Below are 22,002 nucleotides of genomic sequence, written 5' to 3'. Positions count from 1 at the left end.
GGGAGTGGACATGACCAGGATCCCCACGGAGCCCGGCACCACTGACGGACCCGCCACCGACGACGCCCTCACGCCGTCGGCGGCCACCCCGCGGAAGAACCCGCTGGACACGTACTTCCGGATCTCCGCCCGGGGCTCCAGCCTCGGCAACGAACTCCGCGGCGGCCTCACGACGTTCATGGCGATGGCCTACATCGTGCTGCTCAACCCGGTGATCCTGAGCGGCGCCGACGTCAACGGCCTCAAGCTGGACCACGCCCAGCTCACCACCGCCACCGCGCTCGCCGCCGCGGTGACGACCATCCTCATGGGGGTGGTCGGCAACGTGCCGCTCGCCCTCGCCGCCGGGCTCTCCGTCTCCGGCGCGATATCCGCCCTGGTGGTGCCGCACACCACCTGGCCGCAGGCGATGGGCCTGTGCGTGGTCTACGGCCTGCTGATCGTGCTGCTGGTGGTCTCCGGCCTGCGCGAGAAGATCATGAACGGCATCCCGCTGCCGCTCAAGCACGCCATCACCATCGGCATCGGCCTGTTCGTCACCGTCATCGGCCTCTACAAGGCCGGCTTCGTGCACACCGGCGGCCCCACCCCGCTCTCCCTCGGCCCGTACGGCGAACTCGCCGGCTGGCCCGTGCTGGTCTTCGCGCTGACCCTGCTCACGATCTTCGTGCTGCTCGCCCGCAAGGTGCGCGGCGCCATCCTCATCGGCATCGCCGGCGGCACCGTCCTCGCCGTGGTCGTCGACGCGGTCGCCGACCTCCCCGCCAGGACCTGGTCGAGCTCGGCGCCGGTGTGGCCGGGCAGCCCCGTCTCCGCCCCCGACTTCGGGCTGTTCGGCCACGTCGACCTCTTCGGGGCGTTCTCCGGGCAGGGCATGGGCGCGATCAGCGCCTCCGTCGCGGTCTTCACCCTCGTGCTGGCCGGCTTCTTCGACGCGATGGCCACCATCATCGGCGTCGGCACCGAGGCCGGGCTCGCCGACGGCAAGGGCCGCATGCCGGGCCTGTCGAAGGCGCTCCTCGTCGACGGCGCCGGCGGCGCGGTCGGCGGCCTCGCGGGCGCCTCCGGCCAGACCGTCTTCGTGGAGTCCGCGACCGGCGTCGGCGACGGCGCCCGCACCGGCCTCGCCTCCACCGTCACCGGCCTGCTCTTCGCCGCGATGCTGTTCCTCTCGCCGGTCGCCGCGATCGTGCCGGTCGAGGTGGCGTCCGCCGCCCTGGTCGTCATCGGGTCGATGATGATGAGCCAGGCCCGGCACATCGACTGGGCCGACCGTGAGGTCGCCGTCCCGGCCTTCCTCACCTGCGTCCTGATGCCCTTCACCTACAGCATCACCGCCGGGGTGGCCGCGGGCGTCATCTCCTACACCGTCATCAGGGCCGGCGCCGGCAAGTGGCGCGAGCCCGGCCCGCTCATGTGGATCCTCACCGCCCTCTTCACCGTCTACTTCGCCCTCACCCCCGTCAAGGCGTGGCTGGGCGTGCACTGAGCACCCCGCCGCCGCGGCACGGGCACCCCGTGCCGCGGCGGCCTACCCTTCTACGTAAAGGAGCCTCTCCATGCAGGACATCGCCGCGCAGCTGCACGCCTGGCACGCGTCCGGGCGCTCCTTCGCCGTGGCCAGCGTCGTCGGCGTCTCCGGCAGCGCCCCGCGCGACCCGGGTGCCGCCCTCGCGGTGGACGGCGCGGGCGAGGCGGTCGGCTCCGTCTCGGGCGGCTGCGTGGAGGGCGCCGTGTACGAGCTGTGCCGGGAAGCGATCGCCACCGGACGGCCCGTGCTGGAACGCTTCGGCTTCAGCGACGAGGACGCCTTCGCCGTCGGCCTGACCTGCGGCGGCGTCCTCGACGTCTTCGTGCAGCCGGTCACGCCCGGCGCCGACCCGGCGATCGACGCCGGGATCGCCTGCGTCGCCTCCGGCACCCCCGTCGCCCTCGCCCGGGTGATCGCCGGCCCCGCCGCACTGCTCGGCGCCGCCGTCGCCGTCACCGCCGACGCGCGGCACGGCGCGCTCTCCCCCGCGCCGTCGACCACCGCCCCGCTGGAGCGCGCGGTGGCCGCGGAGGCCCGCGCCATGCTGGAGGCCGGGCGCACCGGCACCGTCGTCCTCGGCCTGGACGGCCGTCCCTGCGACGAGACCGGGCAGGGCAGCGTCACCCTCTTCGTCGAGTCGTACGTGCCCGCCCCCCGCATGATCGTCTTCGGGGCGATCGACTTCGCCGCGGCCGTCACCCGCATCGGCCGCTTCCTCGGCTACCGCGTGACCGTCTGCGACGCCCGGCCGGTCTTCGCCACCGAGCGGCGCTTCCCCGACGCGGACGAGGTCGTCGTCGACTGGCCGCACCGCTACCTCGACTCCCAGCTCGACCGGATCGACGGCCGCACCGTGCTGTGCGTGCTCACCCACGACGCCAAGTTCGACATCCCGCTGCTGGAACGCGCCCTGCGCCTGCCGCTCGGCTACGTCGGCGCGATGGGCTCCCGTCGCACCCACCGCGACCGCGCCGCCCGGCTGCGCGAGGTGGGCCTCACCGAGGCCGAGATCGCCCGGCTGCGCTCCCCGATCGGCCTCGACCTCGGCGCCCGCACCCCCGAGGAGACGGCCGTCTCCGTCGCCGCCGAGATCGTCGCCCACCGCCGCGGCGGCTCCTGCCTGCCGCTGTCGGCCGGAGACGGGCCGATCCACCACGACCTCGCCGCCCCGCAGGAGAGCGCCGCGCCCCGGCCGCACGCCGCCTGAGCGGATGCGGCGGCGCACTCCGGCACGGGAGACCGGACGGTCGGCCTCAGTCGGCGGTTCCCGGGTCCACGACCCAACGGGTCGGCTGTCCCGTCACTCCGGCGATCATGTCGAAATCGCCGTCGTAGTGGAGGACGGCGACACCGTGCCGTTCGGCCGTGGCAGCCACCACGAGGTCGGCCACCGACAGGGCGCGCCAGTTTCCGACGCCTGTCAGCAGGACCTGGACGTCCAGCGCCCGGTCCCAGATCTCGTCGGTGGTGGGGAGCCAATCGAAGCCGCGCATCTCGTCCCGGATGCGCTCGGCCTCGGCCTTCGTCCTGGCGGTCCGCAGGATCTCCAGCTCGACCGCCGCACAGGTCGCCAGTAGCCCTGCGCTGTGCAGCGGCTGGACGACGCTGCGAACGCGGGGCTTCGGGATCCGGGCGAGCACCGACGTGTCGACGAGGAACCGTTCGGTCATGCCGCCCGGTGCTCCGCCCCGCCGCCGACCGGGCCGGTGAGGTCAGGAAGGCCGCCTTCCGCGAGCCAGTCCAGGAAGGACTCCCGCTTCCGCCGCTTGATCGCGTCCGCTAGAGCGGCGTTGACGGTGGCGACCTTGGTGGTCGTACCGAAGATCTCAGCGGCCTCGGCCAGCAGCTCGTCGTCCACGTCTATCACCGTGCGCGCCATGGAAGCCTCCGGAAGCCTTGATATCGGATTTCATCGTATCCGATATCAAGGTGAGAACGGGGACGCTCAGCCGACGTCCAGCCGGGCCAGGCGGCGGAGCAGGCGGGGGCTGATCCGGCCCAGCAGGTGGGCGGCCTTCGCCTCGACCGTGACGGGCACGAACGCCCGGCGGGTGCGGACCGCCCGGACGATCTCGGCCGCCACCTTCTCGGGCGGGAAGCCCCGGCGGGCGTACGCCTTCGAGGCCTTGGCCTGCCGGGCGGCCTGCGCCTCCGGGTCGAGGCCGGAGAAGGTGGTGGTGCGGGTGATGCCGGTGTCGACGATGCCGGGGCACACCGCGGAGACGGCGATCCGGTGCGGCACGAGCTCCGCGCGCAGGCAGTCGGAGAGCATCAGCACGCCCGCCTTGCTGGTGGCGTACGCGGCGAGCGAGGTGGCGGGCAGGTAGGCCGCGGCGGACGCGAGGTTGACGATGTGGCCGCCCTCGCCGCGCTCCACCATGAGCGAGCCGAACGCCCGGCAGCCGTGGATGACGCCCCACAGGTTGACGTCGAGGACGCGCTGCCACTCCTTCTCCGTGGTCTGCAGGAAGGACCCGGCGTGGCCGATGCCGGCGTTGTTGACGACGACGTCCGGCACGCCGTGGGCCTCGGCGACCTGCCGGGCGAAGGCGTCCACGGCCGGCCCGTCGGAGACGTCCACGCGGTACGCGGCGGCGCCGGGGGCGGCCGCCGCGCAGGCTTCCGCGGTGCGTTCGGCCGCGGCGAGGTCGAGGTCGCAGACGACGACGCGGTCGCCCTGCGCGGCGAAGGCGAGGGCGGTGGCCCGGCCGATGCCGCTGCCGCCGCCGGTGACGACGACCAGCCGTCCGCTCTCCGGCGGACCCTGGGTGCGGCCGTCGGCGACCCGGCCGACGTGCTCGCGGACGAGGTGGGCCACGGTGGCGCCCTTCTCCAGCAGGGCCGACCAGTGGCCGGCGTCGAGGGTGCGGCGGGTGAGGTTCGGCGCCCACCGCTCCAGGCCCTCGGAGAGGAACGGCGAGACGTAGCGGTCGCGGCGCAGCGTGACGAGCTGCACCGGCACCTCGGTGCGCCGCTCGCGCGGACGGCGCAGCACGGGCCGGAAGTTGGCGCGGTACAGCTCGATGCCGCGGACGGCGTCCCGGGTGAGGGTGGGCTGCGGGTGGCCGGGCCGCGGGGGCACGTCCTCCAGCCGCTGCAGCACCAGCGGCCAGGCGCGGGCGAGCAGGAGCCGCCAGACGGCCGGTGCGAGGTAGGGCAGGTGGAAGGCGGTGATGTACCAGGAGTGCACGCCCTGCACGGCGAGCTGGCGCAGGTGGCGGGGGGTGGGCCGGCGCGTCCGGTGCCGGATCCAGTGGCCGATGTGGTCGAGCGAAGGGCCGGAGAGGCTGGTGTAGGAGGCGATCCGGTGGTGCGCGCCGGGCTCGGTGACGGCCTCCCAGGACTGGATGGAGCCCCAGTCGTGGGCGACGACGTGGACGGGCGCGTCCGGGCTGACGGCGCCGGCGACGGCGAGCAGGTCGGCGCCGAGCAGCGGCAGCCGGTAGCCGCTGCGGTCGGCGGGGGCGCCGGAGCGGCCGGCGCCGCGCACGTCGTAGCGCACGACGTGGTGGTCGCCGGCGAGGTCGGCGGCGATGTCGTCCCAGACGGTGTGGGTGTCGGGGTAGCCGTGGACGAGCACGACGGTCGGGTCGGCGGGGTCGCCCTGCTCGTACACGGCGAGCGGCACCCCGCCCGAGTCGACGGTGCGGCGGCGGATGGTCATGCGGCCTCCCTCTGGAGTGTCCGGCGCCGCGCGTGCGGCTGGTGGTCGTCGAGCGGGTCGGCGCCGCGGTCGCGCGGGCCGGCGGGCGTGCGGTCGGGAGCGTACGGCACGGCCGCGGCCGGGCGCTGCGGGTGCGGCACGGCGGCTCCTCAGAGGTCCAGGACGAGGGTCTCGCCCTCGGCGGCACGGGAGACGCAGGGCAGCAGGGCGCCCTCGGCGCGTTCGGTGCCGGTGAGGCGGCGGTCGCGGTGCTCGGGGGTGCCGGAGAGCACCCGGACCCGGCAGGTGCCGCAGAACCCCTGCCGGCAGGAGTAGGGCAGGTCGGGGCGGTGGTCGCGGGCGGCGTCGAGGGCCGTGCGGTCCCCGGGGACGGCGACCTCGGGACCGTCGGCGCCGAGCCGCAGGGTGAACGGCCGGCCGTCGGCGACGGGCGCGGGGGCGAACCGCTCGACGTGCAGCGCGCGGGCGGGCGAGGCGTCGAGCGCCTGCCGGACGGCGTCGATCATCGGGGCGGGGCCGCAGCAGTAGACGGCGGCGCCGCGGGGGGCGCGGGCGAGGAGGGCGGCGGCGTCGGGCGGGCCGTCGCGGTCGTCGGTGCGGATCTCCACCCGGGCCGGGTCGAGGGCGCGCAGCTCGTCGGTGAAGGGCAGCGAGGCGGCGGTGCGGCCGGTGTGCACGAGGTGCCAGTCGAGGCCGAGGGCGTGCGCCTGGCGGGCCATCGGCAGCAGCGGGGTGATGCCGATGCCGCCGGCGAGGAGCAGCACCGCGGGCTCGGCGCAGAACGCGAAGCCGTTGCGGGGCCGGCGGGTCGTCAGGACGTGGCCGGGGCGCAGCTCGTCGTGGATCTCGGTGGACCCGCCTCCGCCGTCGGCGATCCGGCGGACGGCGATGCGGTAGGTCTGCCGGTCCGCGGGGTCGCCGCAGAGCGAGTAGTGGCGCTGCCGGCCGGAGGGCAGGGTGAGGAGGAGGCGGGCGCCGGGCTGCCAGGCGGGCAGCGGGGCTCCGGCGGGGTCGGCGAGGTGCAGGGTGACGACGCCGTCGGCGACGGTGCGGTGCGCGGTGACGGCGAGCCGCAGCTGCGGGGTGCCGGGCGGCTGCGGGCGGCGCGGGCTGCGGCGCAGGCCGGGGCGGCCGAGGGCGGGCATGTAGTGGTCGCCGAAGGCGGTGACGGCGCGCATGAAGCGGTCGGCGCGGGGGCGGCCGTACAGGTCGGGGGGCGGGGTGGTGGGGTCCATCCGTGCGGCTCCGGGTGGGCGGGTCGGCGGGCGTGCGGGTCGGCGGGCGTGCGGGTCGGCGGGCGGCGGCGGGTCGTGGCGGGCGGCGGTGCGGGCGGCGGCGCGGGTGCCGGTGCGACTGTCGGTGCGGCTGTCGGCGCGGCTGTCAGTGCGCGGCGGCGCGGGCGGCCGGGGAGGCGGCGAGGTAGCCGAGGGCCTGGCTGGAGGAGCCCTCCTGGGTGGGGTGGTAGCCGGGCCGGAAGTAGCGGGCGGCGGAGCGGGCCATGACGCGGAGGTCGGGCAGCAGGCCGCGGCGGGCGTTGAGGTGGGCCTCGCGCCAGGTGGGCCTGAGCCGGCCGTCGAGGAGGGGGTCGGCGGCGAGCATGAACCGGGTGCCGCGCACCCAGAGGTGCACGAGGAGCGGGCCGGAGACGAGCATGCCGCGGACCCGGCGGAGGTAGCCGGGGTCGAGGTGGCGCAGGAGGTCGTAGGCGACGCTGCGGTGCTCGACCTCCTCGGCGCCGTGCCAGCGCAGCAGGTCGAGCATGGTCGGGTCGGCCTGGGCGCGGTCGAGGGCGGGCGAGTTGAGGATCCAGTGGCCGAGGAAGGCGGTGAAGTGCTCGATGGCGGCGACGAAGGCGACCCGCTCGACGGTGTGCTCGCGGCTCCGGGCGGCGGAGAGGCCGGGGCGGTCGCCGAGGATGCGGTGGAAGAGCCAGCTGACCTGGCGGACGTAGGGCCGCGGGTCGAGGCCCTGGCCGAGGAGGTGGTCGAGGACCTCCTGGTGGGCCTCGGCGTGGATGGCCTCCTGGCCGATGAAGCCGCGGACCTCCTCGCGGAGCTGCTCGTCGGTGATCATCGGCAGGGCGTCCTTGAAGACCTCGACGAACCAGCGCTCGCCCTCGGGCAGCAGCAGGTGGAGGACGTTGATGACGTGGGTGGCCATCGGCTCGCCGGGGATCCAGTGCAGCGGGAGGGCGGTCCAGTCGAAGTGGACGTCACGGGGTTCGAGGACGAGGCCGTGGTGGACGGAAGGCGGCGGGGTGGGGCTGGGCATGGCGGTCCCTCCTGACCTGCGGGCGGCTGCGGCGGCTCTGGCAACCTACTCGCGGGTACGGGACCGGACAAGGGTTTCGGCGCTCTTATCGACATCGAGTCTAATAAGAGTGGCCCGCAGCGGCCGGCACCGCCCCGGCCGGGCTCCCCCTCAGACGGCCATCGCCACCATCAGCGGCGCCGCCCGCTCCGCGAGCAGCTCCGCCGCGGCCCGCAGCCGGTAGGCGCTCTGCACCGGCATCGAGGTGGCCAGGCACCCCACCGTCGAACCCGCCGTCACCGGCACCGCCGCGCACACGGTGCCCAGCGCGTACTCCTGCAGGTCGAGCACCGGCACGGTGGCCGGCTGGCGGTCGAGCCGGTGCAGCAGCTGCTCGGCGTCGGTGATGGTGCGCGCGGTCAGCGGGGCCGCCGGGTGCCGGGCCAGGTGGTCGCGGCGGCCGTCGTCGTCGAGCTGGCCGAGCAGGCACTTGCCGATCGCGCTGGCGTGCGCCGTTGCCCGGAAGTCCGCCCACTCCTGCACCGCCGGCGCCTCCTCGGTCGCCGACACCGCCTCCACCGACAGCTCGCCGTCGTGGTAACGGCTGAAGTAGACCGCCGCGCCGAGCTCGTCCCGCAGGTCGGCGAGCTTGCGGTGCAGCCGGGCCCGGACGAGCTGCTCGCGGTTGTGCTGCCCCAGCAGGGTCAGCGCGCCGCCCAGCACCCACACCGCCTCGTCGAGGAGCAGGTAGCCCTCGCACTCCAGGGTCTCGGCGAGCTCCCGGACGGCCGCGGGCGGCAGCCCCAGCTCACGGGCGAGCTCGGCGGTGCCGACGCCGTGCGGGTGCCGGTCGACGGCCTCCAGCAGGCGCAGCGCACGGTGCAGCGCGCCGTACGGGCTCGGGCGGCCGTGGGTGGGACCGGTCCCACGGCCCCGACTCGGTGCCGACATGGGCGTCCCCTTCCGCTCGCGCGCGCACACGGCCGCGGCCGCGCACCACCAGCGTAGCCACAGCGCGGCCCCCCGCGGCAGCCCTCCGCCGGATGTGGCCCGGACGGCGGACGCGGCCCGCCCGGGCGCGGCCCCTCCGCGCCGCCGGCGGCGGGAGGGGCGAACGCGCCCGGGCGGGGCCAAGGATGACGTGGTGTCAGGCCTCGTCGCCGGAACGGAGCGCCTTCACCGCGGCCTCCAGCCGGCGGCCGTACTCCGCGTCGGCGGCGTGGAAGTGCGCGAGGTTGCGCTCCACGACGTCGTCGCGGCCCACCTGGGCGAGGAACCCGGCCAGGTGGGCGATCAGGCGCCCCTTCTCGGCCTCGGACATCAGCCGGTAGAGCTCGCCGGCCTGGAAGAAGTCGTCGTCCTTGGGTCCTTGATGAAGAACACCGGGGTGTTGTTGCCGACCAGGTCGTAGTTGCCCTGCTCGGTGTAGAACTTCAGCGCGAAGCCGCGCGGGTCGCGCACCGCGTCCGGGGCACCCAGGTTGCCCGCCACCGTGGAGAAGCGCAGGAACACCTCCGTCCGCCTGCCGACCGCGGAGAGGAACGCCGCCCGGGTGTACGCCGACATCTCGTCGGTGACCTCGAAGTACCCGTACGCGCCCGAGCCGCGGGCGTGCACCACGCGCTCCGGGATGCGCTCGCGGTTGAACCGCGCGAGCTTCTCCAGCAGCTGCTGGTCCTGGATCAGCAGCGGACCGTACGCGCCCGCGGAGGCGGAGTTCTGGTTGTCGGCGACCGGGGCGCCGGACTCGGTGGTCAGGATCTTCGACATGGACGGCCTTCGGTTGCTGTCGTGAGGGTGGGTCAGACGCCGAGCAGGCGCCAAAGGGCCGAGCGGCGGCGGGAGGCGTGCTCGCCGTCGGGGCCGTCGGCCGGCTGCAGGGCAGCCGCGGCGGCGGTGGTCGCGGCGGCGTCCGCGAGCGGGCGGGCGGCGGTGAGCGCGGCGGCCTCCGCCGCGTCGAGGCCGGCCCCGGTCAGCGCGGCCTCCGCCTCCGCGGCGGGCAGCGCGTTCAGCCAGCGCAGGGCGAGGGCGGCCCGGCCGTCGTCGGTCAGGCGGCCCGTCAGCCGGAGGCGGGCGAGGCCGCCGTCGGGGTACACGTTGATCGTGACGTGGGTGACCGGGCGCCCCGCGTCGAGACGGAACCGGTGCCGGGTGTCGGGCTGCAGGCGGGTGCGCGGCAGCAGCGGGAACCACCCGGCCGGGTCGGTGGCCGGGTCGCCGCCGCCGGTGGCGTCGTAGCCGGTCAGGTCGGCCCAGCCGGGGGCGTTGGCGACGAAGTGGGTGGTGTCCACCTCGGCGGCCAGGACCTCGCCGCCCCCGGCCAGGGCGATCCGCACCCAGTCGTTGGCCTTGTCGCGCCGGCGCCGGGTCTCCCAGCCCTCGCCCATGACGGTGGCGCGGCCGGGGGCGTTCAGGTTGTGCGGGGAGGAGAAGTAGCGGTCGGAGGCGGCCTCGGCGACGCCGCCGAACTCCTGCGCGGCGAGGTCGACGGTGAGGCCGTCCAGCTCGCGCGGGTCGGGCAGCACCTCGCCGTACACGCGCAGCCGGGCGACGCCGCCGTCCGGCCAGATGAGCAGGCGGACGTGCGTGAAGCGGCCGGGGTGGTCGACGGCGAACGCGTGCGCGGTGTCGCCGCGCAGCGGCGTGCGGGGCACCAGGTCGGTCCACCCGGCGGCGGCGACCTCCTCCGGGGAGGGGTGGCCGGGCACCGACGCGCCCTGCACGGCGGCCGTCTCGGGGTAGTTGCCGGTGAAGTGCGCGGTGTCGACGACCACGCCGCGGACCGTGCCCGCGGCACCGAGCCGGACGATCGCCCAGTCGTGGTCCTCGTCGGTGGGGTGCGGCTGCCCGGCGGAGGCGCCGCGGCGGCGGCGCGACTCCCAGCCGTCCATGATCTGGCCCTTGTGGCCGAAGGTGTGCGGGCGGAACTCGGCGGGCGCGGCGACCAGCAGGTTCTCCGCGTCGGCGAAGGTGTCCTCGTTGGTGGCGACGACGCCGGCGCCCAGCCGCCGCGAGGCGAGGTCGACCAGCTCGGTGAAGGACGCGCTCGGGGCGGTGTCGTTGCTCAACTCACGTCTCCTTGAGGGCGGGCGATCTGCCGGCCGAACGGCGCGGCATCGACGTCCACGACCCGGCCGCGGAGCCAGGTGGTGCGGACGGCGCCGGTGAGCGTGCGGCCGGCGTACGGGGTGACGGGGTTCCGGTGGTGCAGCTCCTCGGCGTGCACGGCGAACGCCGCGTCCGGGTCGAAGGCCACCAGGTCGGCGTCGCGGCCGACGGCGATCGCACCCTTGCGACCGGCGAGCCCCACCAGCGCGGCGGGCCCCGCGGACATCCAGCGCACCACGTCGGCGAGGGTGTGGCCGCGGCGCCGGGCCTCCGTCCAGACCGCCGGGAGGCCCACCTGCAGGGACGCGATGCCGCCCCAGGCGGCGGCGAAGTCGCCGCTGCCGCCGTGCCGCGGCAGGTGCTTCAGGTCGGGCGTGGACGGCGAGTGGTCGGAGACCACCGCGGCGAACTCGCCGGCGGCGAGCGCCGCCCAGAGCGCGTCGCGGTTGGACTCGGAGCGGATCGGCGGGCAGCACTTGAAGGCGGTGTCGCCGTCCGGCACCTCCTCCGCCGTCAGCGTCAGGTAGTGCGGGCAGGTCTCGGCCGTCACCTGCACCCCGTCCTCGCGGGCCTGCCGCAGCAGCGGCAGCACCGCGGCCGAGGACACGTGCAGGACGTGCACCCGGGCGCCGGTGCGGCGCGCGGTGCCGAGCAGCCGGGCCACGGCGGCCTCCTCGGCGCCGTCCGGCCGGGAGGCCAGGAAGTCGCGGTAGTGCACGCCGGGCCGCTGCGGGGCGGTGTCCAGGACGGCCGGGTCCTCGGCGTGGACGATGGCCAGCGCGCCCAGCCGGGCCTGCTCGGCGAGCGCCGACTCCAGCTGCTCCGGGGTGGCCAGGTGCGGGAACTCGTCGACCCCGGAGGGCGCGAGGAAGCTCTTGAAGCCGAACACCCCGGCCTCGTGCAGCGCGGCCAGTTCGCCGGTGTTGCCGGGCACCGCGCCGCCCCAGAACCCGAGGTCGACCCAGGCCTGCCCCTCGGCGGTCTTCCGTTTGGCCTCCAGGCCGGCCGGCGTGGTGGTCGGCGGCACCGAGTTGAGCGGCATGTCGACGATCGTGGTGACCCCGCCCGCGGCGGCGGCCCGGGTGGCGGTGGCGAAGCCCTCCCACTCCGTGCGGCCGGGCTCGTTGACGTGCACGTGGGTGTCGACCAGGCCGGGCAGCAGCGCGGTGCCGCCCAGGTCGGTCACGGGCACGTCCTCGGCGGGCAGTTCCCCGTACCCGGCGATCCGGGTGATCCGGCCGCCCTGCACGAGGACGTCCGCGGGGCGCTCTCCGTCCGGCAGGACGGCACGGCGGGAACGGACCAGCACGGTGTCGGGCGGCGTGTCGCTGAGGGGCATCGGAACCTCCGGACCGGGGGAAGGATGGGGGTGTGCCGAAGGCGCGTACGGCAGTTGAGACGGGGGCGGCCGGCCCGGGCGACTGCGACGGCTCGGAGCCTAGGCCTGGCTTCGACGGAACGTCTATGGAGGAAACTACGAGGCGACCGGGCCCTGACCGGACAGAAACCGGGCCGCCAGCCGCTCGCCCGCGCGCTCGGCCAGCTCGCCCGCCCGGGTCATGCTGTCGCCGGGCCGCTCGGCCAGATCGGTGAGGGCGAGCGCCGCGGCGAAGCCCGCCGCCCGCCACTGCCGCTCCGACAGTTCCAGCCATCCGGCCACGGCGGCCACCCGGACCCCCGCCCGGGCGGCCGCCGCGGCGACGCCGGCGGGAGCCTTGCCGTGGAGCGTCTGCGCGTCCAGGCATCCCTCGCCGGTGACGACGAGGCGTGCCCCACGCACGGCCTCGTCGAAGCCCAGCAGGTCGAGGAGGAGCTCGATGCCGGGCCGCATGGTGGCGCCGAGCAGGGCCAGGGCGGCGAAGCCGACCCCGCCTGCGGCCCCGGCGCCGGGGGCGTCGCGGAGGTCCTGCCCGGTGACGGTGCGGACGACGTCCGCCCAGCGGGTCAGGCCCTCCTCCAGGATCACGAGGTCACCGCCGTCGGCGCCCTTCTGCGGGCCGTAGACGGCGGCGGCGCCGCGCGGCCCGAGCAGCGGGTTGTCGACGTCGCAGGCGACCACGACCTCCACCCCCGACAGCCGGTCGGCGAGCGCGCCCGGATCCAGCCGGTGCAGCCGGCGCAGGGCCGCACCGCCGGGCGGCAGTTCGGCGCCGTCCGCGTCGTACAGGCCGGCGCCGAGCGCCTGCACCATGCCGGCACCGCCGTCGGTGCAGGCGCTGCCGCCGAGGCCGAGGACGATCCGGCGGGCGCCGAGCGCCACCGCCCGGCCGACGAGCTGGCCGGCGCCGTACGAGCCGGCCGCGAGCGGCGCGGTGCGGCCGCCGGGCAGCCGGGCGAGGCCGGAGGCCTGCGCCAGCTCGACCACGGCGGTGTCGCCGCGGACGGCGACCGCCGCGTCGACCGGCAGGCCGGTCGGGCCGGCCACCTTGACGGGCACCCGCCCGAACCCGGCGGCGAGGGCGGCCGCGAGGGTGCCCTCGCCGCCGTCGGCGACGGGGAGCTCGCGCACTTCGGTGCCGGGCGCGGCCCGGCGGATGCCCGCCGCGATGCGCGCGGCGGCCTCGGCACCCTCCAGGCTGCCCTTGAACTTGTCGGGGGCGACGACGACATGGCCCCGGGCGGGGGTGGCGGGCATGGCGTGGGCCTCGTTTCCGGGGTCGGGCGGGTGTGCGGGTGCTGACGGTCCGAGTGTGCGTCAGCGGTGCGGGGTTCCGGGGCCTCCGCCGCCGTGCCTCGCGTTCCGCTTCCGGCGGGCGGGAGGCGCCTCGTCCCCCCGCCCGCGGGCCGGGAGGGCCTCCTGGCGGCGCGGGCGCGACCGGACAGGTGCACGCCGCCAGGAGGAGTCGGGGTGGGCTCGTCAGACCGTCCGGCCGGAGAGCCGCTCGACGCCGCGCAGCAGCGCGGAGTGGTCGAGCGAGCCGTCGCCGTTGGCGCGGGCGGAGGCGACGAGCTGGGCGACGACCCCGCCGACGGGCAGCGCCGCACCGACGGCGCGCGCGGCGTCGGTGACGATGCCCATGTCCTTGTGGTGGAGGTCGATGCGGAAGCCGGGCGCGAACGCGCGGTTCAGCATGTTGGCCTTCTTGCGGTCGAGCACGGTGGACCCGGCCAGGCCGCCGCCGAGCACGTCGAGGGCGGCGGCGAGGTCGACTCCGGCGTTCTCCAGGAACACCACGGCCTCGGCGAGCACCTGGATGTTGACGGCGACGATCAGCTGGTTGGCGGCCTTCACGGTCTGGCCTGCCCCGGCCGGGCCGACGTGCACGACGGTGGTGCCGAGGGCGTCGAAGAGCGGCTTCGCCTCGGCGAAGTCGTCCGCCCCGCCGCCGACCATGATGGAGAGCACGGCCTCGACGGCGCCGGCCTCACCGCCGGAGACGGGGGCGTCGAGGGTGCGGACGCCCTTCTCCCGTGCGGCCGCGGCGACCCTGATCGAGGTCTGCGGGGTGATGCTCGACATGTCGATGACGAGGGTGCCGGGCGCGGCGTGCTCCAGCACGCCGTCCTCGCCGAGGATCACCTGCTCGACCTGGGGGTCGGCGGGGACCATCGTGATGACGACGTCGGCGCCCTTCACGGCCTCGGCGATGCTGTCCGCGGCGTGGCCGCCGGCGGCGACCAGCGCGTCGACGGGCGGCCGGGTGAGGTTGTGGCCGGTGACGTGGTGCCCGGCCCTGACGAGGTTGGCGGCCATCGGGCTGCCCATGATGCCGAGGCCGATGAAGGCGATCGTGCGGCTCATCTGCTGGTGTTCCTTACGTACGGGGGCGGGTTACCGGGCGGCGCGCAGCTCGCGCGGGAGCCAGCCGAAGCTGTCGGCGCTGACGCCGTTCGCCGGGCGGTACTCGAGGCCGATCCGGCCGGTGTAGCCGGCGGCGGTGAGGCGGGCGAGCAGGTCCTCGGTGTCGAGGCTCCCGGTGCCGGGCTCGTTGCGGCCGGGGTTGTCGGCGATCTGCACGTGGCCGATGCGGTCGGCGTAGGCGTCGATGACGGCGGGCAGGTCCTCGCCGTTCTTCGCCAGGTGGTAGAGGTCGCAGAGGAAGCGGGCGTTGCCGAGGCCGGTGGCGGCGTTGACCTTGTCGACGACCCCGACGGCGGCCGCGGCGGAGACCAGCGGGTAGTCGGGGGACTCGTCGCGGTTGAGCGCCTCGACGAGGAGGACGGCGCCGATGCCGTGCGCGGCCTGCGCGGCGAGGACGAGGTTGTCCAGCGCGAGGGCGTCCTGCACGGCGGGGTCGGTGCCCGCGGCACGGTTGCCGTAGAGGGCGTTGAGGGCGGTGGCGCCGAGGGAGCCGGCGAGGGCGGCGGCGACCGGGACGTTGGCCCGGAAGCGGGCGCTCTCGGCGGGGAGGGACAGGGTGCCGCGTCCGCCCCGGACGAGGTCGTCCAGGAAGTTGAGCCCGGTGAGGCGCACGCCGGCGCCGGTGAAGGCGGCGCGGAGCGCGTCGAGGTCGGCGGGGGCGGGGTCGGGCTCCTCGCCGAAGGGCCACCAGAGCTCGGCGGCGGTGAAGCCGGCGGCGGCCGCGGCGGCGGGCCTCTCCAGCAGGGGCAGTTCGCCGAACAGGATCGACAGGTTGACCGTGTAGCTGTGCGCGGCGGCGGCAGTCACGTGCGTCACCTTCCCTCTCTTCCGTTCCCGACTTCCACCATCCGGAAGGGGGATTCTGTCTGGTGGAAGCTTCGCCGAGGGCCCTCGGGCCCGTCAAGGCCGTCGCAACATTTTGTTGAAGCACCCGAAAGCGCCGGTCACCGGTGCCGCGCGGCTGTCCGATCGCCCAGCCGCGGCCGCCCCGGCGCCCGCTCGCTAGAGTGAGCGGGTGCGATTGATGGTGGAGTTCACGACAGAGCCGTTCGAGCTGGACGGCTTCCCCGACCACGCCAGGGCGGCCCGCCGCGCCGTGGACGAGGCCGGCCTCGCCGTCTCCGTCGGCCCGTTCGGCACCAGCGCCGAGGGCGACGCCGAGCAGGCCCTGGCCGCCGTCACCCGCCTGCTGCGCGAGACCCTCGACGCCGGGGCCACCCGGATCTCCGTCCAGGTCAGCGTGCTCGGCGACGGGCGGCCCGACGCGGAGGAGGGCGGCGCACCGTGAGCGGCACCCCGGAGCACCCGCTCACCGCCGCGATAAAGCCGCTGCTCGACGCGGTCGGCGCGACCGCCGTCGACCCGGCCGAGGCCCGGCCCGACGACGTCGTGCTCACCTGGGAGGGCGCCCCGGCACTCGCCGTCCGGCTGCCCCACCTGAGCAGCGCCCTCGACCGGCTGCTCGCCGAGGCGGCCCGGCAGTACGACGGCCGGCCGCTCGCCGAGCTCGACCGCACCGAGAAGCAGCGGGTCGTCGCCCTGCTGGAGGAGCGCGGCGCGTTCACCGTGCGGCACGGCGTGGAGACGGTCGCCTCGGCGCTCGGGGTCAGCCGCTTCACCGTCTACAACTACCTGAACCGCCAGCAGGACGGCCCGCGCAAGGACTGACGGCACGGCCTGCGCGCCCGAGTCCGCGCGCCCGAGCCTGCGGCCCCCGTCCCGGCCCGCCCATTGGCGGATCACACACGACATGCACCGGTAACCGGGCCCGCCGCAAAACGTAACCACCAACCGTTCAACAAAGTGTTGACCGTGTGGGGTGGTGGATCTAGCTTGTGCGAGTGGCACCACTCGTCAGGAGGTCCACCCGTGACCAGCCAACCCCCCGACTCCCCCGCCGGCACCAGGACGCTCGCCGGCCTGGCGGCGGCCCCGGCCGCCGGACTGCGGGAGACGCTGCTGGAGATCTGCTCCAGCCCCGCCTGGGCCGACGCCGTCGCGGCCGGCCGGCCCTGGCCCGACCGGGCCGCCCTGCACGCCGCCAACGCGGCGGCCATGGCGGCCCTCACCCCCGGTGACCTCGCCGACGCGATGGCCGGCCACGCCAGGATCGGCACCCCGAAGCCCGGCGACGCCACCTCCGCCCGCGAACAGGCCGGGGTGGACGGCGCCGACCCCGCGCTCCTCGACGCCCTGCGCGAGGCCAACGCTGCCTACGAGGCCAGGTTCGGCCACGTCTTCCTGATCTGCGCGACCGGCCGCACCGCCGCGACGATGCTCGCCGCCCTGCGCGAGCGGTACCCGCACGACGCCGCCACCGAGGCGGAGACCGTCCGCGGCGAGCTGCGCAGGATCAACGACATCCGCATCGACCGGCTGCTCGACGGGCCGTGACGTGACGTCAGCAGACCGCCCCTGCCACCAGTGAGGTCCCTCCGCCCATGACCGGCATCTCCACGCACGTGCTCGACACCAGCCTCGGCCGCCCGGCCGAGGGCGTCCCCGTCGAGCTGGCACTGCACACCGAGGGTGGCTGGCAGGTGCTCGGCACCTCCGCCACGGACTCCGACGGCCGGGTCAGGGACCTGCCGGCCGTGGAGGCGGGCTCGGTCGTCCGGCTCCTCTTCGACACCGCCGCGCACTACGCGCGGACGTCCGAGGAGGCGCCGTTCTTCCCCGAGGTCGCGATCGTCTTCACGGTCGCGCCCGCGCAGCACCACTACCACGTGCCACTGCTGCTCAACCCGTTCGGCTACTCGGTCTACCGCGGAAGCCAGTAGGCCGGCCTCACAGATCAGGAGCCAGGTCATGGCCCATGTGCTCGGTCAGAACCAGTACGGCAAGGCGGAGAACCGGATCGTCCGCGTCCACCGCGACTCGACCCGCCACGAGATCAAGGACCTGAACGTCTCGGTCGCCCTGTCCGGCGACTTCGACGACGTCCACCTCACCGGCTCCAACGCCAACTGCCTGCCCACCGACACCACCAAGAACACCGTGTACGCCTTCGCCAAGGAGTACGGGATCGAGTCCGCGGAGGCCTTCGGCATCACCCTGGCGAAGCACTTCGTCGACAGCGCCGAACCGGTGCGCCGGGCCAGGATCCGCATCGAGGAGTACACCTGGGACCGCATCCGCACCCCGGACTCCTCCGCCCGCTTCATCGGCTCCGAGGAGGTCGGCCACTCCTTCGTCCGCACCGGCCAGGAGACCCGCACCTCCGAGATCGTCTACGACGGCGACCGCGTCCGGGTCGTCTCCGGCCTCAAGGACCTCGTCGTCATGAACTCCACCAACTCGGAGTTCTGGGGCTACATCAAGGACCGCTACACCACCCTCCAGGAGGCGTACGACCGCATCCTGGCCACCCAGGTGACGGCCCGCTGGGCGTTCGGATTCACCGGCCGCGACGACGAGCAGCAGCCCGACTGGAACCGCTCCTACACCCACGTGAAGCGCCACCTGCTGGAGGCCTTCGCCGAGACGTACTCCTACTCGCTGCAGCAGACCCTGCACGCGATGGGCACGCGGGTGCTCGACAACCGGGCCGAGGTGGACGAGGTCCGCCTCGAACTCCCGAACAAGCACCACTTCCTCGTGGACCTCAGCCCGTTCGGCCTCAAGAACGAGAACGAGGTGTACTACGCCGCCGACCGGATGTACGGCCTGATCGAGGGCACCGTCCACCGCGAGGGCGTCACCCCGGTCATCCCGGTCACCTGAGGCCGGCCGACGGCCGCCCGGTGCCCGCACACCCCCACCCCCTGCCCCGAGGAGTCACCCCATGGCAGTCCAGCCGCCGCCCGCCGACCAGCGGATCGTGATCGAGAACGTCGCCGTGGCGACGGTCGACGCGAACGACACCGAGTACGCCCGCGGCCACGTGGTCGTCCTCGGCAACACGATCGAGTCGGTCGGCGACGGCCCCGCCCCGCAGTGGCTGGACAACGTCGTGCGCCGGATCAACGGCGAGGGCCACCTGGTCACCCCCGGACTGGTCAACACCCACCACCACTTCTACCAGTGGATCACCCGCGGCCTCGCCCAGGACAGCATCCTCTTCGACTGGCTGGTGGCGCTCTACCCGACCTGGGCCCGGATCGACGACCGGCTCGTGCACGCCGCCACCCAGGGCTCGGCCGCGGCCCTGCTCAAGTCCGGCTGCACCACCGCCTCCGACCACCACTACGTCTTCCCGCAGGGCGCCGGCGACATCCTCGGCGCCTCCGTCGAGGCCGTGCAGGAGCTCGGCCTGCGCTTCACCGCCCTGCGCGGCTCGATGGACCGCAGCCAGAAGGACGGCGGCCTGCCGCCGGACCACGCGGTCGAGCGCACGGAGGACATCCTCGTCGCCTCCGAGGCGGCCGTCGACCGGTGGCACGACGCCTCGTTCGGCTCGATGCTGCACGTCGCGATCGCCCCCTGCTCGCCGTTCTCGGTCTCCACCGAACTCATGCGCGAGGCCGCCCTGCTGGCCCGCCGCAAGGGCGTCCGGCTGCACACCCACGGCTCCGAGACGGCCGAGGAGGAGCAGTTCTGCAAGGAACTGTTCGGCATGGGCCCCACCGACTACTTCGAGTCGACCGGCTGGCTCGGCGAGGACGTCTGGATGGCCCACTGCGTCCACATGAACGACTCCGACATCGCGAAGTTCGCCGAGACCGGCACCGGGGTCGCCCACTGCCCGTCCTCCAACGCCCGGCTCGCGGCGGGCATCGCCCGCGTGCCCGACATGCTGAGGGCCGGCGTGCCCGTCGGCCTGGGCGTCGACGGCACCGCCTCCAACGAGTCCGGCGAGCTCGGCACCGAACTCCGCAACGCCCTGCTCATCAACCGGCTGCACGGCCGGCCCGACGCCATGACGGCCCGTCAGGCACTGCGCCTGGGCACCATGGGCGGCGCCCGGGTGCTCGGCCGGCAGCACGAGATCGGCTCCGTCGAGGCCGGCAAGCTCGCCGACCTCGCCCTGTGGAAGGTCGACGGCATCCTGCACTCCTCGATCGCCGACCCGGTCGCCGCCCTCACCCTCGGCGCCCTGCCGCCGCTCGCCGCGCTCTTCGTCAACGGCAACGCCGTCGTCGAGCGGGGCATGCTCACGACCGTCGACGAGGACCGCATCGCCCTCGCCTGCGCCCGCGCCGCCAGGGAACTCGCCGCCCGTACCTGACCCTCCCACCCGAACTCCGGGCCGTACCAGGGACGGTACGCCACCCGGACTCCGCAGGCCCCCGGGCCGCACGGAGCGCCGCCCCCGGACCCACGGCGAGGGTCCGGGGGCTGTGACGCGCCCGCACGGCCGTCCCGGACCGGGCCGCCGCTCAGAGCACGGCGCCCGCCCGCTCCGGACGGCCCGCGGCGGTCAGCCCGAACACCTCGGCGAGCAGCCGGTACGAGGCCACCCGGTCCGCCGGGTCGTGCGCCACGGTGTTGACCACGATCTCCTCCGCCCCGTGCGCCGCCGCCAGCCCGAGCAGCTCCGCCCGCACCTGCTCGGGCGTACCCGCCACCAGTGCACGGGAGTTGGCCGCGGCCCGCTCCGCCTCGGCCGGTGTCCACCGGTGCCGGCGGGCGTCCTCCGGCGGGCCGATCGGCCGGTCGACACCCAGGTCCTTGCGGCTGCGCCACAGCAGGAACGACGCCGCGAGCTCGCGCGCCCGCGCCTCGGTGTCCGCCGCGATCACCCGCACCGCCAGCGCGCCGCCCGTCGCGGCGTCACCGCCCTGCCGGTACGTGCGCATCGCCGTCTCCCCCAGCTCCGGCCGCAGGAAGTGGGCGAACGCGAACCGCGTACCGAGGTGCGACGCCAGCTCCGCCGAGCCCGTGCCCGCACCGAGCAGCCACACCTCCGGCGGCCGGTACCCCTCGTACGGCTGCGCCACCAGCCGCAGCACCTGCGCCACCTGCTCCGGGAAGCGGTGGCCCGGCCCGCCCGCCCTGCCGAGACCGAGGTCGACCCGGCCCGGGTGCAGCCCGGCCAGCAGCCGGAACACCTCCGCCACCTTCGGTGCCGGGTAGCGCGGCAGCAGCACGCCGCCGGACCCCACCCGCAGCCGCCGCGTACGGCCCAGCAGCGCGGCCACCAGGATCTCCGGCGCGGTGCCCGCGAAGCTCGGCGAGTCGTGGTGCTCCGCCACCCAGTAGCGGTGGTAGCCGAGCGCGTCCGCCTCGGCGGCGAGGCCGAGCGTCGCCTGCAGGGCGTCCGCCGGGGTGCCGCCCTCCGACACGGGCGACTGGTCGAGCACGGAGAGGAGGGTCATCGGGAGGCTCCGTCCACGGTGGCCGGCACGATGCGGAAGTCGCGCTGGAACACCAGGTTGTGAAGGTCGGCGGCGGCGATCGCCCGCAGCGTCGGCAGCTCCTGCGCCGCCTGCTCGTCGGTGAAGGCGTTCAGCGGCCACTCGCCGACGGTGGCGCCCTGCAGGTGCGGGTGGTGGAACCCGGCGCCGTAGAACGCCCGCAGGGTGATCGGGGCGATCCCGGCGGCCCGCTGGTCGGGCCAGCTCAGCGCCCACACCGCGTCGAGGCCGCCGTCGGGCGTGCGGCGCAGCCCGGTGGCGGTCACCGTGCCGGTGCCGAGCAGCAGGTCGGCGTCGAACTCGCCCAGCACCTGCCGGGCGTACGGGTCGAGGAGCGCGACGGTGGCGGCGAAGTGCCGTTCCTTGCCCTGCCGCGAGGCGGCGTCGCCGTGCGTGCCGTCGCGCAGGTCCGCGAAGTGGCGCAGCAGTGCGGCGGTGGGTCCGGGGGCGGTGGTCCGGCTCATGCTGACCTCCTGTGGTGGTCGGAGTAGGCGGTGCCCAGCCAGTCGCGCAGGCCGGGGTCGGTGAGGAAGGTGCCGTGCGGCAGGCCGTCGAACTCCCGCAGCTCGACGGTGTTGCCGGCCGCGTGCAGCAGGGCGGCGTAGCCGCGGACGTCGTCGGCGACCGGGTCTGCGCTGCCGACGGCGAGCACCGCCGGGGCGAGCCCGCCGAGGTCGTCGCTCTCGTGCGGCGTGCTGTAGAGCGGGGTGGCGCCGTGCGCGGCGGGGTGGCGCGGCAACGCGCCGCGGTGGTCGCGCCAGGCCGCGATCAGGCCCGCGCGGCTCGGGAACGCCAGCGGGTGCCGGCGGTAGGACGGCGCCCGGCACTCCGGGTCGATCGGCGGGTAGGCCAGCACCTGGGCGGCGAGCGGGCGGCGGCGGTCGCGCCAGACGAGGGCCGCGCAGGCGGCGAGGGTGCCGCCGGCGCTGTCACCGCCGACCGCGACCGGGGTGGGCGACTGCGCCTGCGCCCAGTCGAGGGCGGTCAGCACGTCGACCAGGGCGGCCGGGTGCCGGTGCCCGGGGGCGAGGCGGTAGTCGACGCTGACGACGGTGGCGCCGGCCGCGGCGGCGAGGTCGGCGGTGCCGTCGTGCCAGCCGTCCACCGAACCGGCCCGCCAGCTGCCGCCGTGCGCCCAGACCAGCCAGCCGTGCGGCGCCGGGTCCGGGCGGAACACCCGGACGTGCAGCTCGCGTCCGGCGGCGGGCAGGGCCAGGGACTGCCAGCGTACGGCGGGTGACCCGCGGAGATCGGGCACGGACATGGGTGTTCCTCTCCCTGGAGGCCTGGTGGGCGCCGTCGCGGCGGGCTCCCGCCGCCGGGCCCGTGGGTGCCTCGGGACGGCGGCGGA

General features: G+C 75.5%; 24 protein-coding genes and 1 pseudogene. 8 read left to right on the top strand and 17 right to left on the bottom strand.

From position 1 onward, the window contains the following. Window positions 1-10: 10 nt before the first annotated feature. Window positions 11-1,489, top strand: coding sequence for an NCS2 family permease (locus SNE206_RS04195; RefSeq protein ID WP_407911962.1), 1,479 nt, complete (start codon window positions 11-13; stop codon window positions 1,487-1,489). A 70-nt stretch (window positions 1,490-1,559) separates the two neighbouring features. Continuing rightward, the gene (locus SNE206_RS04190; protein ID WP_407911961.1) at window positions 1,560-2,738 is read left to right on the top strand and encodes an XdhC family protein; all 1,179 of its coding nucleotides are present in this window, start codon (window positions 1,560-1,562) and stop codon (window positions 2,736-2,738) included. Window positions 2,739-2,784: 46 nt separating this feature from the next. Here SNE206_RS04190 and SNE206_RS04185 read toward each other — a convergent pair whose 3' ends face one another. From SNE206_RS04185 to SNE206_RS04120, 14 genes and pseudogenes are all read right to left on the bottom strand, one after another. Then, window positions 2,785-3,201 carry a PIN domain nuclease gene (locus SNE206_RS04185; protein WP_407911960.1) on the bottom strand — a complete coding sequence of 139 codons (417 nt, stop codon included), beginning with the start codon at window positions 3,199-3,201 and terminating at the stop codon, window positions 2,785-2,787. Then, window positions 3,198-3,410, bottom strand: coding sequence for a type II toxin-antitoxin system VapB family antitoxin (locus tag SNE206_RS04180; RefSeq protein WP_407911959.1), 213 nt, complete (start codon window positions 3,408-3,410; stop codon window positions 3,198-3,200). Before SNE206_RS04180 ends, SNE206_RS04185 begins: the two co-directional genes overlap by 4 nt. Window positions 3,411-3,476: 66 nt before the next feature. Then, the gene (locus tag SNE206_RS04175) at window positions 3,477-5,195 is read right to left on the bottom strand and encodes an SDR family oxidoreductase (RefSeq protein WP_407911958.1); all 1,719 of its coding nucleotides are present in this window, start codon (window positions 5,193-5,195) and stop codon (window positions 3,477-3,479) included. Then, complete coding sequence (locus SNE206_RS04170; protein ID WP_407911957.1) at window positions 5,192-5,335, bottom strand: hypothetical protein; 144 nt, start codon at window positions 5,333-5,335, stop codon at window positions 5,192-5,194. Before SNE206_RS04170 ends, SNE206_RS04175 begins: the two co-directional genes overlap by 4 nt. Window positions 5,336-5,344: 9 nt before the next feature. Further along, window positions 5,345-6,430 carry a PDR/VanB family oxidoreductase gene (locus SNE206_RS04165; RefSeq protein ID WP_407911956.1) on the bottom strand — a complete coding sequence of 362 codons (1,086 nt, stop codon included), beginning with the start codon at window positions 6,428-6,430 and terminating at the stop codon, window positions 5,345-5,347. Window positions 6,431-6,575: 145 nt separating this feature from the next. After that, window positions 6,576-7,466, bottom strand: coding sequence for a metal-dependent hydrolase (locus tag SNE206_RS04160; protein WP_407911955.1), 891 nt, complete (start codon window positions 7,464-7,466; stop codon window positions 6,576-6,578). A gap of 150 nt (window positions 7,467-7,616) precedes the next feature. Further along, complete coding sequence (locus tag SNE206_RS04155; RefSeq protein ID WP_407911954.1) at window positions 7,617-8,396, bottom strand: IclR family transcriptional regulator; 780 nt, start codon at window positions 8,394-8,396, stop codon at window positions 7,617-7,619. Window positions 8,397-8,592: 196 nt separating this feature from the next. Then, window positions 8,593-8,766, bottom strand: a complete 174-nt coding sequence (locus tag SNE206_RS04150) for a catalase-related domain-containing protein (RefSeq protein ID WP_407911953.1) — start codon at window positions 8,764-8,766, stop codon at window positions 8,593-8,595. A 41-nt stretch (window positions 8,767-8,807) separates the two neighbouring features. After that, window positions 8,808-9,215: pseudogene (locus SNE206_RS04145) on the bottom strand (catalase); the annotation flags it as partial. A gap of 32 nt (window positions 9,216-9,247) precedes the next feature. Then, the gene (gene alc / locus SNE206_RS04140) at window positions 9,248-10,513 is read right to left on the bottom strand and encodes an allantoicase (RefSeq protein ID WP_407911952.1); all 1,266 of its coding nucleotides are present in this window, start codon (window positions 10,511-10,513) and stop codon (window positions 9,248-9,250) included. Further along, the gene (allB, locus tag SNE206_RS04135) at window positions 10,510-11,892 is read right to left on the bottom strand and encodes an allantoinase AllB (protein ID WP_407911951.1); all 1,383 of its coding nucleotides are present in this window, start codon (window positions 11,890-11,892) and stop codon (window positions 10,510-10,512) included. The genes alc and allB overlap by 4 nt, the downstream gene beginning before the upstream one ends. A 135-nt stretch (window positions 11,893-12,027) precedes the next feature. Then, window positions 12,028-13,188, bottom strand: a complete 1,161-nt coding sequence (locus SNE206_RS04130) for a glycerate kinase (RefSeq protein ID WP_407911950.1) — start codon at window positions 13,186-13,188, stop codon at window positions 12,028-12,030. A 222-nt stretch (window positions 13,189-13,410) separates the two neighbouring features. Continuing rightward, entirely contained in the window at window positions 13,411-14,295 is an 885-nt protein-coding gene (locus SNE206_RS04125; protein ID WP_407911949.1) for a 2-hydroxy-3-oxopropionate reductase, read from the bottom strand. Between the two features lie 30 nt (window positions 14,296-14,325). After that, window positions 14,326-15,171: a TIM barrel protein gene (locus tag SNE206_RS04120; protein WP_407911948.1), complete on the bottom strand. Its 846-nt coding sequence runs from the start codon at window positions 15,169-15,171 to the stop codon at window positions 14,326-14,328. Window positions 15,172-15,370: 199 nt separating this feature from the next. Between SNE206_RS04120 and SNE206_RS04115 the strand changes: the two genes are divergently transcribed. From SNE206_RS04115 to SNE206_RS04090, 6 genes are all read left to right on the top strand, one after another. Further along, window positions 15,371-15,643 (top strand): thiamine-binding protein, encoded by a 273-nt coding sequence (locus SNE206_RS04115; protein WP_407911947.1) that lies wholly within the window; start codon window positions 15,371-15,373, stop codon window positions 15,641-15,643. Beyond that, window positions 15,640-16,023, top strand: a complete 384-nt coding sequence (locus SNE206_RS04110; RefSeq protein WP_407911946.1) for a helix-turn-helix domain-containing protein — start codon at window positions 15,640-15,642, stop codon at window positions 16,021-16,023. The genes SNE206_RS04115 and SNE206_RS04110 overlap by 4 nt, the downstream gene beginning before the upstream one ends. A 201-nt stretch (window positions 16,024-16,224) precedes the next feature. Continuing rightward, on the top strand, window positions 16,225-16,749 hold the full coding sequence (uraD, locus tag SNE206_RS04105; protein ID WP_407911945.1) for a 2-oxo-4-hydroxy-4-carboxy-5-ureidoimidazoline decarboxylase: 525 nt from the start codon (window positions 16,225-16,227) through the stop codon (window positions 16,747-16,749). Between the two features lie 47 nt (window positions 16,750-16,796). Then, on the top strand, window positions 16,797-17,135 hold the full coding sequence (gene uraH, locus SNE206_RS04100) for a hydroxyisourate hydrolase (RefSeq protein WP_407911944.1): 339 nt from the start codon (window positions 16,797-16,799) through the stop codon (window positions 17,133-17,135). A gap of 28 nt (window positions 17,136-17,163) precedes the next feature. Then, on the top strand, window positions 17,164-18,078 hold the full coding sequence (gene pucL, locus SNE206_RS04095; protein ID WP_407911943.1) for a factor-independent urate hydroxylase: 915 nt from the start codon (window positions 17,164-17,166) through the stop codon (window positions 18,076-18,078). A gap of 61 nt (window positions 18,079-18,139) precedes the next feature. Further along, window positions 18,140-19,522: an 8-oxoguanine deaminase gene (locus tag SNE206_RS04090; protein ID WP_407911942.1), complete on the top strand. Its 1,383-nt coding sequence runs from the start codon at window positions 18,140-18,142 to the stop codon at window positions 19,520-19,522. 151 nt (window positions 19,523-19,673) lie between these two features. Here the strand turns inward: SNE206_RS04090 and SNE206_RS04085 are convergent, their stop codons facing one another. The 3 genes from SNE206_RS04085 to SNE206_RS04075 are packed head-to-tail and all read right to left on the bottom strand — an operon-like array spanning window position 19,674 to window position 21,915. Continuing rightward, window positions 19,674-20,612, bottom strand: a complete 939-nt coding sequence (locus SNE206_RS04085; protein ID WP_407911941.1) for an MsnO8 family LLM class oxidoreductase — start codon at window positions 20,610-20,612, stop codon at window positions 19,674-19,676. Continuing rightward, window positions 20,609-21,115 (bottom strand): hypothetical protein, encoded by a 507-nt coding sequence (locus tag SNE206_RS04080; protein ID WP_407911940.1) that lies wholly within the window; start codon window positions 21,113-21,115, stop codon window positions 20,609-20,611. Before SNE206_RS04080 ends, SNE206_RS04085 begins: the two co-directional genes overlap by 4 nt. Continuing rightward, window positions 21,112-21,915, bottom strand: coding sequence for an alpha/beta hydrolase fold domain-containing protein (locus SNE206_RS04075; RefSeq protein ID WP_407911939.1), 804 nt, complete (start codon window positions 21,913-21,915; stop codon window positions 21,112-21,114). Before SNE206_RS04075 ends, SNE206_RS04080 begins: the two co-directional genes overlap by 4 nt. Window positions 21,916-22,002: the final 87 nt, after the last annotated feature.

It is taken from the genome of Kitasatospora sp. NE20-6 (assembly GCF_045862635.1).
Note: the sequence above shows the minus strand (reverse complement) of the source record. Positions and strands in the feature narration are given on the sequence as shown.

Coding starts and splice junctions, on each gene's coding strand:
- SNE206_RS04180 (WP_407911959.1), bottom strand. CDS start 3,410: ATGGCGCGCACGGTGATAGACGTGGACGACGAGCTGCTGGCCGAGGCC.
- SNE206_RS04085 (WP_407911941.1), bottom strand. CDS start 20,612: ATGACCCTCCTCTCCGTGCTCGACCAGTCGCCCGTGTCGGAGGGCGGC.
- uraH (WP_407911944.1), top strand. CDS start 16,797: ATGACCGGCATCTCCACGCACGTGCTCGACACCAGCCTCGGCCGCCCG.
- SNE206_RS04155 (WP_407911954.1), bottom strand. CDS start 8,396: ATGTCGGCACCGAGTCGGGGCCGTGGGACCGGTCCCACCCACGGCCGC.
- SNE206_RS04130 (WP_407911950.1), bottom strand. CDS start 13,188: ATGCCCGCCACCCCCGCCCGGGGCCATGTCGTCGTCGCCCCCGACAAG.
- SNE206_RS04075 (WP_407911939.1), bottom strand. CDS start 21,915: ATGTCCGTGCCCGATCTCCGCGGGTCACCCGCCGTACGCTGGCAGTCC.
- SNE206_RS04185 (WP_407911960.1), bottom strand. CDS start 3,201: ATGACCGAACGGTTCCTCGTCGACACGTCGGTGCTCGCCCGGATCCCG.
- pucL (WP_407911943.1), top strand. CDS start 17,164: ATGGCCCATGTGCTCGGTCAGAACCAGTACGGCAAGGCGGAGAACCGG.
- SNE206_RS04090 (WP_407911942.1), top strand. CDS start 18,140: ATGGCAGTCCAGCCGCCGCCCGCCGACCAGCGGATCGTGATCGAGAAC.
- SNE206_RS04125 (WP_407911949.1), bottom strand. CDS start 14,295: ATGAGCCGCACGATCGCCTTCATCGGCCTCGGCATCATGGGCAGCCCG.
- SNE206_RS04080 (WP_407911940.1), bottom strand. CDS start 21,115: ATGAGCCGGACCACCGCCCCCGGACCCACCGCCGCACTGCTGCGCCAC.
- SNE206_RS04175 (WP_407911958.1), bottom strand. CDS start 5,195: ATGACCATCCGCCGCCGCACCGTCGACTCGGGCGGGGTGCCGCTCGCC.
- SNE206_RS04160 (WP_407911955.1), bottom strand. CDS start 7,466: ATGCCCAGCCCCACCCCGCCGCCTTCCGTCCACCACGGCCTCGTCCTC.
- SNE206_RS04165 (WP_407911956.1), bottom strand. CDS start 6,430: ATGGACCCCACCACCCCGCCCCCCGACCTGTACGGCCGCCCCCGCGCC.
- SNE206_RS04195 (WP_407911962.1), top strand. CDS start 11: ATGACCAGGATCCCCACGGAGCCCGGCACCACTGACGGACCCGCCACC.
- SNE206_RS04190 (WP_407911961.1), top strand. CDS start 1,560: ATGCAGGACATCGCCGCGCAGCTGCACGCCTGGCACGCGTCCGGGCGC.
- allB (WP_407911951.1), bottom strand. CDS start 11,892: ATGCCCCTCAGCGACACGCCGCCCGACACCGTGCTGGTCCGTTCCCGC.
- SNE206_RS04150 (WP_407911953.1), bottom strand. CDS start 8,766: ATGTCCGAGGCCGAGAAGGGGCGCCTGATCGCCCACCTGGCCGGGTTC.